Source organism: Bradyrhizobium sp. NC92, from assembly GCF_025200865.1.
Lineage (GTDB): Bacteria > Pseudomonadota > Alphaproteobacteria > Rhizobiales > Xanthobacteraceae > Bradyrhizobium.
This window is the reverse complement of sequence record NZ_CP104171.1, coordinates 4,321,603-4,335,648: the sequence shown is the minus strand read 5'-3', so window position 1 is coordinate 4,335,648 and position 14,046 is coordinate 4,321,603. Positions and strand designations below refer to the sequence as shown.

Below are 14,046 nucleotides of genomic sequence, written 5' to 3'. Positions count from 1 at the left end.
CGCCCGGCACGTCCGGGCTTTCTGCGTTTGACTGGATTTGAGACATGACGGGAACGACACGATCGAGCAGCGGGCTGGATGACCGCCGCAAGCGGCTTCTGTTCCGCTGCTGGCATCGCGGCACGCGCGAGATGGACCTGATCCTCGGCCGCTTCGCGGATGCCGAGATCGGCAATTTGTCCGACGCCGAGCTCGGCGAGCTCGAGCGCCTGCTCGAGGTCAACGATCCCGATCTCTACGCCGCCATCACCGGCGACAAGGTGCTGCCGACCGACGTCACCGGCGCGCTGTTTGCCCGCATCAAGGGGTTTCCGATCGCGGACGGCAACGCATGAAGCAGGGGATGAAATCTCCGGCCGAGCTGCTCGCGCCCGGCCGCGCGCTGACGCTTGCCAATGTCGCCGAGGGCGCCGAAGGCCTCGTCGTCTCCGATCTCGCCCGTGCCATCGCGGCGCGGCCGAAGAAGCCGGCCGTCAGCCTTGCGGTCATCTGCCGCGACGGCGGGCGCATGCAGTCGCTCGAGCGGGCCCTGCGGTTCTTCGCGCCCGATCTGCCGGTGCTGACCTTCCCCGCCTGGGATTGCCAACCCTATGACCGTGTCTCGCCACATGGCGGCATTCTCGCGCAGCGCCTGACCACGCTGGCGCGGCTGGCCTCGCTCACCGGTAGCGACAAGCCGCTGATCGTGCTGACCACGGTGAACGCGGTGGTGCAGCGCGTGCCCGCGCGCGAGCTCGTCGCGGCGCAGGCGCTCTCGGTCGCGCCGGGCAACGTCGTGCCGATGGACACCGTCGTGGCCTGGCTCGAGCACAACGGCTACAACCGTTCCTCCACCGTGCGCGAGCCCGGCGAATACGCCGTGCGCGGCGGCATTCTGGATCTGTTTCCGGCCGGCCTCGAGCAGCCGGTGCGTTTCGACTTTTTCGGCGACAGCCTGGAATCGATCCGCTCTTTCGACGCCGAGACCCAGCGCACGCTGCTCGACATGCGCTCGCTCGACCTCGTGCCGGTCTCGGAGTTCCAGCTCGTCACCGACACCATCCGCAGATTCCGCATGGGCTATGTCGCCGAGTTCGGCGCGCCCGAGCGCGACGATGCGCTGTATGAAGCGGTCAGCGAGGGCCGTCGCCATCCCGGCATGGAGCACTGGCTGCCGCTGTTCCAGGACCGGATGGATACGCTGTTCGACTACCTGCAAGGCGCATCCGTCGCAATCGAGCCGCAGGCCGAGGACGCCGTGCGCGAGCGCTTCAAGCAGATCCTCGATTATTACGAGGCCAGGCGCGAGGCGATGGAGCATCCCGGCGGCGGCGCCATCTACAAGCCGCTGCCGCCCGACCGGCTGTATCTGACCGAGGAGGAATGGGGCAAGCGCCTCGGCGAGATCCCGCTGGCGCGGCTGACGCCGTTCTCGGTGCCGACCGACGGCACCGGAGTCGTCGATGCCGGCGCGCGCAAGGGCCGCGACTTTGCGCCGGAGCGCAACGACAGCAATGTCAACGTGTTCGAAACCGTGGTCAGCCACGTCATGGCGCTGCAGGCGCAGCGCAAGAAGGTCGTGATCGCGCTGTGGACGGAGGGCTCGCGCGACCGCATGAATTCGATGCTGCGCGACCACAAGCTCACCCACACCACCAGCGTCAACTCCTGGCGGACGGTGCAGGCGACGCCGCGCAACGAGACCATGCTCGCCGTGCTCGGCCTCGAAAGCGGCTTCGAGACCGACGAGATCGCCGTCATCAGCGAGCAGGATATTCTCGGCGACCGCCTGGTGCGGCCGCGCAAGGCCAGCCGCAAGCTCGACAATTTCATCTCGGAGGTGACGAGCCTCACCGCCGGGGACATCGTCGTCCACGTCGATCACGGCATCGGCCGGTTCATCGGCCTGCAGACGCTGGACGTTGCCGGCGCGCCGCATGACTGTCTCGAGCTGCACTATGCGGCCGAGACCAAGCTGTTCCTTCCGGTCGAGAACATCGAGCTGCTGTCGCGTTACGGCTCCGATCAAACCACGGTCGAGCTGGATAAGCTCGGCGGCTCGGGGTGGCAGACACGCAAGGCGAAGCTCAAGAACCGCATCCGCGAGATCGCGGGCGAGCTGATCAAGATCGCGGCCGAACGCATGCTGCACGAGGCGCCAAAGCTGCCGGTGCAGCAGGGCGTCTACGACGAGTTCTGCGCGCGCTTCCCCTATGACGAGACCGAGGACCAGCTCGGCGCCATCGAGTCCACGCTGAAGGATCTCGAAAAGGGCCGCCCGATGGATCGCCTGATCTGCGGCGACGTCGGCTTCGGCAAGACCGAGGTAGCGCTACGCGCCGCCTTTGCCGTCGCGCTCGACGGCAAGCAGGTCGCGGTCGTGGTGCCGACCACGCTCTTGGCGCGCCAGCACTATCGGACCTTCACCGAGCGCTTCAAAGGCTTCCCTGTCAACGTCGCGCAAGCCTCGCGCCTGATCCCGACCAAGCAGCTCAACGAGGTCAAGAAGGGTATCGCCGACGGCTCGGTCGACATCGTCGTCGGCACCCATGCGCTGCTCGGCAAGACGATCAAGTTCCGCGACCTTGGCCTGCTCATCGTCGACGAAGAGCAGCATTTCGGCGTCAGCCACAAGGAGCGGTTGAAGGCGCTCCGTGCCGAGGTCCACGTGCTGACGCTGTCGGCAACCCCGATCCCGCGCACGCTGCAATTGGCGCTCACCGGCGTCCGCGAGCTCTCGATCATTGCCTCGCCCCCGGTGGATCGCCTGGCGGTGCGCACCTTCGTCGCCCCGCACGATCCCTTGATGATCCGCGAGGCGCTCTTGCGCGAGCGTTATCGCGGCGGCCAGGCGTTCTACGTGGTGCCGCGCATCGACGATCTCGCCGAGGTCAAGGACTTCCTCGACAAGAACGTGCCCGAGATGAAGGTCGCGGTCGCGCACGGCCAGATGCCGCCCGCCGTGATCGAGGACATCATGACCGCGTTCTACGACGGCAAGTTCGACATTCTGTTGTCGACCACGATCGTCGAGTCCGGCCTCGACATTCCCAACGCCAACACGCTGATCGTGCATCGCGCCGACATGTTCGGCCTTGCCCAGCTCTACCAGCTGCGCGGCCGCGTCGGCCGCTCCAAGCTGAGGGCCTACGCGCTGTTCACGCTGCCGGCGCAGCAGAAGATCACGGCGCAGGCCGAGCGCCGGCTCACCGTGCTGCAATCGCTGGAGACGCTCGGCGCCGGCTTCCAGCTCGCCTCGCACGACCTCGACATTCGCGGCGCCGGCAATCTCTTGGGCGAGGAGCAGTCCGGCCACATCAAGGAGGTCGGCTTCGAGCTCTATCAATCGATGCTGGAGGAGGCGATCGTCAATCTCAAGGCCGGCGTGTCCGAGCCCGCCGCCGACCGCTGGTCGCCGTCGATCACCATCGGCATGCCCGTGCTCATCCCGGAGGACTATGTCAGCGACCTCTCGGTGCGGTTGTCGCTGTACCGGCGCCTCGCCGATCTCGACACCGAGGAGGAGATCGAGAATTTCGGCGCCGAGATGCGCGACCGCTTCGGCGTGCTGCCGGACGAAGTCCGCTACCTGTTCAAGGTCGCCGCGATCAAGGCGTTCTGCCGCCGGGCCAATGTCGAGAAGATCGACGCCGGCCCGAAGGGCGCCGTCATCGTCTTCCGCGACAATTCCTTCGCCCATCCCGATCGCCTCGTCACCTTCATCCGCAGCCACGGCCAGGCCGCCAAGGTGCGGCCCGACATGAAGGTGGTGTTCCTGCAGGACTGGGAAACGCCGGAAGAGCGCCTCGCCGGCACGACGGAGATCATGCGGCAGCTGGCGCAGCTCGCGGAAAGCAAGAAAGCGGCGTAGGCCCGGCTCTCACCACGTCATTGCGAGGAGCCCTTGCGACGAAGCAATCCAGAGTCTCTCCGCGGAGAGAGTCTGGATTGCTTCGCTGCGCTCGCAATGACGGTGGTTGTTGCTGGCAGCTCGCGAAAAACTACGACGCCGCCCGTGACGCGTCCGCCGACAGCCGCGCCAGCAAGGACCTTGCCGTATCGGACGGCGACAGCGAGTCCACGCTGACCACGGGATCGCTGCGCATCTCGTGCTTGCCGTTCGAGGTGTGCCGCATCACCGCCGACAGGCGGCGGGCGATCATATGCGCGGTGCGGAAGTCGGTCTCGGCGAACACCACGATCACCGAGCCGTCCTTCTGCGCCGCGCCAAAATCCATCTGCCGCATCAGGCGGCTCAAAATGCGCGCGGCGTCGAGCTGGGCGCGGGAATTGTTGGGGTCGAAGGCGAAGCGGGCGACGGAGAGGCCGCCGCCGCGGGCGAGCGTCTGCTCCACTGCCTTGGCGAAATCACGGGCGAAGGCTTCCACCGTGAGCAGGCCGCTGCGCGGATCGAGCCAGCCGCCGGCATCGATCGAGCGCAAGGTGCGGCTCAGCTGCGCTTCCATGGCGTGCTGGTGGATCAGGGGCAGCGCGTTAGCCGCGATCCTCGCCGGCTCGCCCGCGATCAGCTCGAGATTGGGCAAGTCGTAGCTTTGGGTGAGCTGGTGGGCGGTGACGACCACAGGCAGGTTGCGAAATCGAGCGTCCTCCGTAAGCACCGTGAGGAAGGCATCGGTCACGCGCGCGGTAAAACCTTCGGCGAGCACGACGCCGTCGAGATCGCGGGTGTTGAGGTGTTTTGCGGCGGCCTCGATCGAGAGCGCGCCGACCACGCCGATGCGTTCGCCGAGCGCGACGGAGAGCGCGGGATAGGCCGCGCCGCGGCCGATCAGGAGCACGGTGGCGTCGCGTGCGGGATCGCCTTGCGGCAGCGCGAACTTCACTTCGGGCAGCCGGCGCAGAACCGTTGCGTGCAATGTACGCACGCGCAGCGCAGCCCGGAGCCGCGCGATCAGCCGGTCAGGATTGCCGCCGCGCGAGGAGAAGGGCAGGGCGTTGAGCGGCAGCGTGCCCGCCGCATCCAGGGCCACGAAGGGCAGGTAAGGCGATTGATCGGCGATCTTCTTAGCAAGCCGCGTTACATGCGGCTCGTGTCCGGCATGGACCGCAGCGAGAACCGCGGCCGGCTGCACCTCGTCGACCGCGCGCGATGCGCTGGTCCAGTCGGTGTCGACGACGGGAAAGAGCCGGGCCTCGTCCAGCGCCGCCACGAAGGCGGGACGTTCGGCATCGGACACAAACAGGATCGGGCCCGCCTGGGACATCGAGTCACTCAAGATCACGCAACAGATGCCGCGCAATCTAGTTTGGCCGCCTTAATGCTGCGTCAACGCAAGCGCTGAAACCGCGCCTAGGCCGCCCCGGAGCGGTCCCGAAAAGCCTCGACCATCAGGGGGTTAAGCCCGAGCTCGCTGAGCGCCTCGCGGGCACGGGCATTGTCCTGGGCGCGCCCGGCGAGCCGGTGGCCCGAGAGCCGGTCGGGCAGCGCCGTGAGCAGGGCACCCTGGCCGAGCCGGCGCGCCCATTCCTGCAGGTCGTTGGACAGGAAGCGATAGCCGCCGACGGCCATGATGCCGGAGGGCGGCGCGGTGATGCAGATCGCGCCGCTCGGGCGGTCGAGCCGCGCGGCATAGCCGGTGTCGACATAGTCGCGCGGCGGCTGCGCCGTCAGCGTCTCGCCGACCGGCTGCGGCGGGGCGTAGGCTGCAATCGGCACCATCGCGCCGCGCAGGCCGAGCGTGCCCTTCGGCGTCAGCAGGATCTCGCCGGCGATGGAGGAGCCGGACTGCTCGCGCGGGGCGCCGTGCGGCCCCGGCATCACCGGCACCGGCATGCCGTCCTCGCCGCGGCGGGCGCCGAACAAACCGGCCTCGCCGAACAGATAGACGTCGGTCAGCGGCGCGTGCGGCGCGATCCAGGCATCGCTCGCCGCCACCTGCTCGGGCGCGCGCCACAGGCCGATGACGTTGCGCAAAGTGGGCATCCGCGCCGCGAGGTCGGCATCGCCGAGCCGCAGCGCGAGCTGCGCCGGCGCGATCAGCACCTCGCATTCGTGCTCGTTGATCTGCTGCTCCAGCACATCGTTCTCGAACGGATGATGCAGCGCCAGGGTGCCGCCCGAGAGCAACCACACCGCGAGCGAGGAGGCGAGCCCTGCGAACGACATCGGCGTGAATGCCGCCATCACCGTCGCGCCCTGCTTGATGTCGGCTTCGAGCGACATCGCAAGGCCGCCCGCGATCAGGCTGAAATGCGGGCGCGGCACCGGCCGGAAGCCCTCAGCCGTGACATCGAAGGAGATCATGGCCGCCTTGCGGCCGTCCTGGATCACGGCGCGCGTGGTGCCGGGCGGGCGCGCCAGGACGTCGTCGAGCGAAGCCATGCCTTCGGGCAGGTCGGTTCCGAAGCCGTAGACGTGCCGGATCGAGAACGCCTCGGCCGCGGCGTGCATGGCGAGCTCGGCATAGCTGACGCCATCGACCGTGCTCATGGTGACGATGGCCCGCGCGGCGGTGCGGTTGAGCGCGGCGGTCAGTTCCGCATGGCGCCACAGCAGCGGCAGCACCGCGACGACGAGGCCGGCGCGATGGGCGGCGAGCACGGTCAGCACGAACTCGACCGTGTTGGGCAACTGGATCGCGATGACCGAATTGGCCGGCAGGCCCGATTCGACGAAATGCGCCGACAGCGCCTCGATGGCGGTATCGGCCTCGGCATAGGTCATCCGCCGCGGCTGGTGCCCCGTGACGCGCGCCTTGTTGAGCGGATCGAGCAGGGCGGTCGCCCGCGGCTGCCGCGTCAGCGTGCGCTGAAACAATGTGTCGAGCGTCGGCGATACGGCTGGCTGGTTCACGGCGTCACTTCGCTTGATGAGCTTGCGGCTGCCCCTTCGACCACCAAGTCTCCGGCAAATAGCCCGAGAGCGAGGTGGTCTTGGGCCGTTCTATCCGATTCCAGCGCGCGATCCATTGCTCCGATACGTTAAACAGCGGGATTGTGTAGACGCCCGCGATCAGGACGCGGTCGAGCGCGCGCACCGCCGAAACGAAGTCCGTATGTTCACGGGCCTCGAGCAGGGCGGCGATCATGGCATCGACGGCGGGATCCCTGGCGCCCATGTAGTTGCGCGTGCCCGGATTGTCCGCGGCCGCGCTGCCCCAATAGAAATACTGCTCGTTGCCGGGCGACAGCGACTGGTCCCAGCGGTTCTGGATCATGTCGAACTCAAAGGCGAGCCGGCGCTGGTCAAATTGCACGGGATCGACCGAGCGCACGCTGGCCTCGATGCCGGCGCGCCTGAGGTCGCGCTGGAAGGCGAGCGCGATGCGCTCCTGGTCGCGCGTCGTGACCATGATCTCGAAGGTGAAGGGGGCCTTGGTCGCGCGGTTGCGCAGCGCGGTGCCGTCGAGATCGTAGCCGGCCTCAGACAGCAGCTTCAGCGCGGCGCGCAGCGTGGTGCGGTCGCGGCCTGATCCGTCGGTGACCGGCAGGCGGTAGCTGCCCTCGAGGATGTCGGGCGGGATCTGCGCGGCGAACGGTTTGAGCAGCTCGCGCTCGCGCGCATCGGCAGGCCTGCCATAGGCCGACAGCTCCGAGCCGGCGAAATAGCCGGCCACGCGCGAATAGAGCCCGAAGAAATAGCTGCGGTTGACCAGCTCGAAATCGAACAGCAGCGTCAGGGCCTGCCGCACGCGGATGTCGGCGAAGATCGGACGGCGGGTGTTGAACACCAGGAATTCGGACGGCTGCGGCATGCCGGGCTTGACGGTGTCGCGGATCACCTCGCCGCTTCTGGCGGCCGGAAAGTCATAGCCGTCGTGCCAGCGCAAGGGCTCGTGCTCGACGCGGAAATCGTAGAGGCCGCGCTTGAATGCCTCGAACTGGCCGTTCGCCTCGCGAAAATAGTCGAGCCTGATCTCGTCGAAATTGTAGAGCCCGCGATTGATGGCGAGGTCGCGGCCCCAATAATCGGGATTGCGCGTGAGCGTCACGCTGGCGCCCGGCTTCACCGCCGTGACCCGATAGGGGCCCGAGCCGAGCGGCGCCGTCAGCGTCGTTTCCTCGAAGGTCGCAACGTCGATCGCGTGCTTGGGCAGGATCGGCATCAGGCCGAGAATCAGCGGCAGCTCGCGGTCGTTGGCGCCGGTTAAGTCGAATCGGACGGTGAGAGGATCGGGCGCTTCGGCCTTCGCAACCTTGCTGTAATACTGCCGGTGATTGGGACGGCCGCGGTCGCGCAGCAGCAGCCACGAGAACAGCACGTCCTCGGCCGTGACCGGCTTGCCGTCGGAGAAGCGGGCGCGGGGATCGAGACGGAAGGTGACGAAGCTTCGCTCGTCATTGGTTTCGACCGTTCTGGCGAGCAGGCCGTAAAGCGTGAACGGCTCGTCCTGCCCGCGCGCCAGCAGGCTCTCGACCACGTAGTTGCGGACCGGCTGCACCGCCAATCCCCTAACGATGAAGGGATTGAGGCTGTCGAAGGTGCCGAGAATACCCCAGGTCAGGCGGCCGCCCCTGGGGGCATCGGGGTTGGCATAGGGCATGTGGCTGAAATCGGCAGGCTTCGCCGGCTTGCCGTGCATGGCGATCGCATGGGCCTCCTCGGCCGCGGCGGCGCCGGCCGACAGCACCCCGCCAAGCGCAAGGGCAAGCGCACAGAGGCGGAGGCCGGGGCCCTCGAAGAGGCGCTGGAACATGAACATCGGCACACGGTGATTCGAGGACCGGCGGGCCCGAATCTTATCACAGGGAATTTGATGGGGCTTTTGCACCAGACCGGCCAAAGACGCTTGTCGGCATTGATCTTTTCGTCGGCCACGTTAAGAAGGCACCCAATCGCGCAAGAGCGTCGAGCCCGTCACTTATCCGCCTCAATTGACGGGAAGAGAGCCGCGCCCAAGGCGGCCAGGTTCGGCGCTTCGGAGCGGTTCGGGCACTTCCCGTTCAGAAAGGGTTTTCCGCAATGAATTTCCGTTACTTGGCCGCGTCCGTCCGGCCGCGCGGGCGACTTCTCGCCCTGTTGACGGCGACGGCGTTGGCCGTTCCGTTTGCCGCCGAGGCCCAGACCCCTGCGCCGGCCCCCGGCGCACCCGCTGCGCCCAAGGCCTCCCCGGCCCCGGCTCCGAAGGCGGCTCCCAAGGCAGCTCCCAAGGCTCCGGCGCCCGCAGCATCGCCGCAGGCTCCCGCGCAGCAAGGCGCCCCGCAGCAGGGCGCAGCCCAGCCCGCCGATCAGCAGATCCAGCTGATCTATGCGCCCTGGACCAAGTTCTGCCTCAAGGGCCAGGACGCCAATGCCAAGCAGGTCTGCTTCACCGGCAAGGACGGCCGCATCGAATCGGGCCAGCCGGTCATCGCGGCCGTGATCATCGAGCCGGAAGGCGAGCCGAAGAAGATCCTGCGCGTGACGCTGCCGCTCGGCATGCAGCTCGTCCACGGCACCCGCATCATCGTCGACAGCAACGCGCCGCTGCAGCAGCCCTATGTGATCTGCTTCCAGAACGGCTGCATGTCCGACTACGAGGCCACGCCCGAGCTCATCAACAACATGAAGAAGGGCCAGAATCTCGTTGTCCAGGCGATCAACGCCAACGGCGCGCCGCTGACCTTGCCGCTGCCGCTCACCGGCGAATTCCAGAAGGCCTATGACGGTCCGCCGACCGATCCGAAGGTGTTCGAGGAAACCCAGAAGAAGCTCCAGGAAGAGCTTCAGAAGAAGGCCGACGAGCAGCGCAAGAAGCTCGAGCAGCAGGGTGGTGGCGCGCCCGGCGCGGCTCCGACTGGTCAGAAGTAATCGGGAGCAAATCCGGACGTGAAAAAGGCGCTCGGTTCGAGCGCCTTTTTTGCTGGCCGCCGATCGGCGACGATCAGTTCAGCGAGGGATTGCGCGGGCGATAGCCGCCGGCCTTGTCCTTGATGAAGATCTCCGCAACCTGGGAATGCCGGACCGGCTCGCCGGAATCATCCGGCAACAGGTTCTGCTCAGAGACATAGGCGACGTATTCGGATTCAGCGTTCTCCGCGAGCAGATGGTAGAACGGCTGGTCCTTGTGGGGCCGCACCTCCTCGGGAATCGACAGCCACCACTCCTCGGTGTTGTTGAATTCCGGATCGATGTCGAAGATCACCCCCCGGAACGAGAAGATCCGGTGGCGAACGACCTGTCCGATCTGGAATTTGGCGGTCCGCGCTTTAATCATTCCCCGTCGATAGACCAGGATTGTGGCCGATGCTAGTGCCCTTAGCCGGAATTAACCTTCGTTTCCGGGACGGATAGCCCCCAAGCCTTCAGAAAAAACTTCAGCAATGGTCGATATCCTCAATCTGGCGCTACCTTATTTCGGCTTGATCTTCGTCGGTTTCGCCTGCGGCAAGGTCAAGTCCATCCCGGAATCGGGGCTCGCCTGGATGAACTTCTTCCTGCTCTACGTGTCGCTGCCGGCGCTGCTGTTTGCGATCATGTCGAAGACGCCGTTTTCGGAATTGAACAATCCGCCGTTCCTGGTGGCGACGACGCTGTCGACGGTTGCGGCATTCACGCTGGCGCTGGTTGTCGGCAAGCTCTTCGGACGGCTGACGCTGCGCGAAGCGACGCTTGCGGGCCTCTCCGGCGGCTACGGCAATATCGGCTATATGGGCCCGGGCCTCGCGCTCGCGGTGCTCGGGCCGAAGGCGGCCGCGCCGACCGCGCTGATCTTCTGCTGCGACAGCATCTTCCTGTTCACGATCGTGCCGCTCTTGATCGAGCTGTCCGACCGCGACCATCCCTCGTTCGTCCACGCCTTCGGCGTCGTGCTCAAGCAGATCGTGCTCAATCCGCTGATCATGTCAGCGTGCTTCGGCGCGGCGGTGGCCGCATTGCATATCGAGCTGCCGGTCGCGCTCGACCGCACCATCACATTCCTGCAGAACGCGGCCGCGCCGACCGCGCTGTTCGTGCTCGGCGTGACCGTGGCGCTCCGTCCGTTCGATCGGGTGCCGTGGGAGGTGCCGGGCGTGATCGCGGTCAAGCTGCTGATCCATCCGCTCGCGGCGTTCGCCCTGATGCTGGCGTTCGGCCCGTTCGCGCAGCCCTGGGCCGCCACCGCCGTGCTGATGGCCTCGCTGCCGCCGGCGCTCAACGTGTTCGTCATCGCCCGGCAGAACGATGCCTGGATCGAATCCGCCTCCGTCGCAGTGCTGCTTGGCACCTTCGCGTCGGTGGTCACGCTGACCAGCGTGATGTGGGCGATCCAGACGGGACGGCTGGCGTTTCCGTAAGCGGGCTTGGCCGCCGCCAATCCTACCGCCGCCAGGTCGGCGTCAGGCCTTCGCGCATCGCAAAGCGCCGGAGCGGGCCGATGGCACCGAGGAGGTGCATGCCGACTGCGCGGACGGGCTGGAGCGGCAGGAAGTCGTTGAGCAAGGAGCGGTTGGCGATGTCGATCGCAAAGGTGCGGCTCAAGATGTCCGGCCGGCGGGCGCGATCATAGCGCTTGAGCACGTCGTCCGCGCCGGGATCCCGTCCCGCGGCGATGGCATCGCCCGCGAGCCGGGCGATGTCCGCGGAATCGCGCAGGCCGAGATTGAGGCCCTGCGCGCCGATCGGCGGCACCACATGGGCGGCTTCGCCGACCAGCCCGATACGGTCGCGACCGAAGGATTTCGGACGCTCGATCGCGAGCGGGAACAGGTTGCGCCCGGCCTCGACATTCATGCGTCCCAGGATCGAATGCGACTGCTTCTCGATCGCCGCCGACAGCTCCTCGTCGCTCAGGCCGCGCAGCCGTTCGGCCTCTGCTGGCGCCGAGACCCAGACGATGCTCGAACGGTCGCCGGGCAGAGGCACGAACACGCAAGGCCCGTGCGGCGTGTGGAACTCGGTCGAGACGTTGCGGTGGGGCCTGCTATGACCGACGTTGAAGGTCAGCGCGGTCTGGCTCAGCTCGCGCCGCGTCACCTCGATGCCGGCGGCCTCGCGGCACAGCGAGTGCCGGCCGTCGGCGCCGACCACGAGGCGAGCCGAGAGAAACTGTCCGGACGCCGTGCGCAATGCGACGTCGTCGGCTTCGATGACCACGCTTTCGGCCTCGTCGTCGAAGCGGACCAGATTGGGCAGCTCGGCTGCGCGCGCTTCCAGCGCCAGCATCAGCGCGCGGTTGTCGATGTTGTAGCCGAACGCGTCGAGGCCGATTTCATGACAGGAGAAGCGCACCTCCGGCGCGCGGAACAGCCGGCCGGTGTCGTCGACGAGGCGCATGACTTCCAGCGCAGCAGCCTTGTCCCGGCAGCGCGACCAGACGTCGAGGCTTTCCAATAGATCGATGGAGGCACCGAGCAATGCGGTGGTGCGATTGTCGGCATAGGGAACGCGGCGCGCCACCAGTGCGGTCCGGGCACCCGCCTGCGCCAGGGCGATCGCCGCGGCAAGTCCGGCCGGTCCGCCGCCGACCACGGCCGCGTCATGGAGTGTCGATGCATCTGTCATGGAGCGACATTTGACACGCCGGGCGGCAAATTCAAGCCCACCTATATTTCCCTGATTTTATGGCGAATTGTGCGATCGTGCGCCGCAATGGCGGATGTGCAAACCGGTCGCATTCTGGTAGCAGAAGCCATGGATATTCAGCAGGATTCCCTGAAGCCGAGACCGGCGATCCGCGCCGCGGCCTTCTCCGTGCACATCTTCACCGCGTTCGGCGCGGCGATCGCGCTCCTGGCGATGCTGGAGGCCGTGCGCGAGCACTGGGCGGCGATGTTTCAATGGCTGGGCGTCGCGCTGATCATCGATGCGGTCGACGGGCCGATCGCGCGCCGGCTCGACGTCAAGAACGTGCAGCCCAACTGGTCGGGTGACGTGCTCGATCTCGTGGTCGACTTCGTCACCTATGTGTTCGTGCCGGCCTATGCGATCGTCGCCAGCGGCATGTTGCTGCCGGTCGCGGCTCCCTTGCTGGGCATTGCCATCATCGTCACCAGCGCGTTGTATTTCGCCGACCAGCGCATGAAGGCCGACGACAATCATTTCCGCGGCTTCCCGGCGCTGTGGAATGCGGCCGCGTTCTATCTGTTCCTGCTGCATTGGCCGCCGCTGTGGGCGACGCTGCTGGTCGCCGCGCTGGTCGTGCTGACGTTCGTGCCGTTCCATGTGCTGCATCCGGTCCGCGTCGTACGGCTGCGCTGGCTGACGATGTCGCTGATCGCGATCTGGGCGGTGCTCGCCTTCTACACGCTGCAGATGGATTTTCGCGTCGGCGCCGGGGTGACCCTCGTGCTCTGCGCCATCGCGCTCTGGATCAGCTTCAGCGACGCCTTGATCCGCCTGGCAAGATCCCTGGCGAGATCCTTGGTGTGATGCACCTGTTGACCAGCCCGGAAGCCTGGGCCGCGCTGCTCACCTTGACGGCGCTCGAGATCGTGCTCGGGATCGACAACGTCATCTTCATCTCGGTGATCGTCGCACGCATCCCCAAGCAGCAGGCGCATCGCGCCCGCCAGATCGGGCTGGCGCTGGCGCTGGTCTTCCGCATCATCCTGCTCAGCGTGCTGGTCTGGCTGATCGGCCTGACCGCACCGGTGTTTTCGTTTGCGGGGTTCGACTTCTCCTGGCGCGACCTGATCCTGATCGGCGGTGGACTGTTCCTGATCGCCAAGGCGACGCACGAGATTCACGGCGAGGTCGAAGCCGATGAGGGCGAGGGCGAGGAGAAGTCCGCGGGCAACGCCTTCTTCTGGGTGATCGTCCAGATCGTGATCATCGACATCGTGTTCTCGCTGGACTCGATCATCACCGCGATCGGCATGGCCCAGGACATCGAGATCATGGTCGCGGCAGTCGTGATCGCCTGCCTGATCATGTACATTTCGTCGGGGCCGGTGTCGCGATTCGTCGCGGAGCATCCGACCACCAAGATGCTGGCACTGGCCTTCCTGGTGCTGATCGGCGTCGCGCTGGTCGCGGACGGATTCCACTTCCACATTCCGCGCGGCTACATCTATTTCGCAATTGCGTTCTCGGCGGCGGTGGAGTTCTTCAACGTGCTGGCCAAGCGCAACCGCAAGAAGGCGAGCAAGCCGTCGGTCTAGCGGGTCCTGCGGGCGTCGAGTTGACAAGGCGGGCGCGATGGCTTT

The 14,046-nt window shown here is 66.6% G+C and carries 11 protein-coding genes; 6 read left to right on the top strand and 5 right to left on the bottom strand.

The window, feature by feature from the left end; all coding sequences use genetic code 11:
* The first annotated feature begins 44 nt into the window (after window positions 1-44).
* The gene (locus N2602_RS20240) at window positions 45-335 is read left to right on the top strand and encodes a succinate dehydrogenase assembly factor 2 (RefSeq protein ID WP_260379213.1); all 291 of its coding nucleotides are present in this window, start codon (window positions 45-47) and stop codon (window positions 333-335) included.
* A complete protein-coding gene (gene mfd / locus N2602_RS20235) occupies window positions 332-3,850 on the top strand; it encodes a transcription-repair coupling factor (protein ID WP_260379212.1) in 3,519 nt (1,172 codons plus the stop codon). The genes N2602_RS20240 and mfd overlap by 4 nt, the downstream gene beginning before the upstream one ends.
* Before the next feature lie 130 nt (window positions 3,851-3,980).
* On the opposite strand, the gene N2602_RS20230 is transcribed toward mfd, so the two are convergent.
* The 3 genes from N2602_RS20230 to N2602_RS20220 form a co-directional block, all read right to left on the bottom strand.
* Window positions 3,981-5,204, bottom strand: a complete 1,224-nt coding sequence (locus N2602_RS20230) for a GGDEF domain-containing protein (RefSeq protein ID WP_260379211.1) — start codon at window positions 5,202-5,204, stop codon at window positions 3,981-3,983.
* Between the two features lie 86 nt (window positions 5,205-5,290).
* On the bottom strand, window positions 5,291-6,793 hold the full coding sequence (locus N2602_RS20225) for a class I adenylate-forming enzyme family protein (protein WP_260379210.1): 1,503 nt from the start codon (window positions 6,791-6,793) through the stop codon (window positions 5,291-5,293).
* Between the two features lie 4 nt (window positions 6,794-6,797).
* Complete coding sequence (locus N2602_RS20220) at window positions 6,798-8,642, bottom strand: extracellular solute-binding protein (protein WP_260383689.1); 1,845 nt, start codon at window positions 8,640-8,642, stop codon at window positions 6,798-6,800.
* A gap of 260 nt (window positions 8,643-8,902) precedes the next feature.
* On the opposite strand from N2602_RS20220, the gene N2602_RS20215 reads away from it, so the two are divergent.
* A complete protein-coding gene (locus N2602_RS20215; protein WP_172783763.1) occupies window positions 8,903-9,730 on the top strand; it encodes an invasion associated locus B family protein in 828 nt (275 codons plus the stop codon).
* 73 nt (window positions 9,731-9,803) lie between these two features.
* Here the strand turns inward: N2602_RS20215 and hspQ are convergent, their stop codons facing one another.
* Window positions 9,804-10,136, bottom strand: a complete 333-nt coding sequence (hspQ, locus tag N2602_RS20210) for a heat shock protein HspQ (protein ID WP_008564941.1) — start codon at window positions 10,134-10,136, stop codon at window positions 9,804-9,806.
* A gap of 106 nt (window positions 10,137-10,242) precedes the next feature.
* Here hspQ and N2602_RS20205 point away from each other — a divergent pair, with 106 nt between their 5' ends.
* A complete protein-coding gene (locus N2602_RS20205; RefSeq protein WP_172783764.1) occupies window positions 10,243-11,196 on the top strand; it encodes an AEC family transporter in 954 nt (317 codons plus the stop codon).
* Window positions 11,197-11,218: 22 nt separating this feature from the next.
* On the opposite strand, the gene N2602_RS20200 is transcribed toward N2602_RS20205, so the two are convergent.
* On the bottom strand, window positions 11,219-12,403 hold the full coding sequence (locus tag N2602_RS20200) for a UbiH/UbiF family hydroxylase (protein ID WP_260379209.1): 1,185 nt from the start codon (window positions 12,401-12,403) through the stop codon (window positions 11,219-11,221).
* An 87-nt stretch (window positions 12,404-12,490) separates the two neighbouring features.
* Here N2602_RS20200 and pcsA point away from each other — a divergent pair, with 87 nt between their 5' ends.
* The gene (gene pcsA, locus N2602_RS20195; protein WP_409241837.1) at window positions 12,491-13,270 is read left to right on the top strand and encodes a phosphatidylcholine synthase; all 780 of its coding nucleotides are present in this window, start codon (window positions 12,491-12,493) and stop codon (window positions 13,268-13,270) included.
* Complete coding sequence (locus N2602_RS20190) at window positions 13,267-14,001, top strand: TerC family protein (protein WP_260379208.1); 735 nt, start codon at window positions 13,267-13,269, stop codon at window positions 13,999-14,001. The genes pcsA and N2602_RS20190 overlap by 4 nt, the downstream gene beginning before the upstream one ends.
* Window positions 14,002-14,046 lie beyond the last annotated feature (45 nt).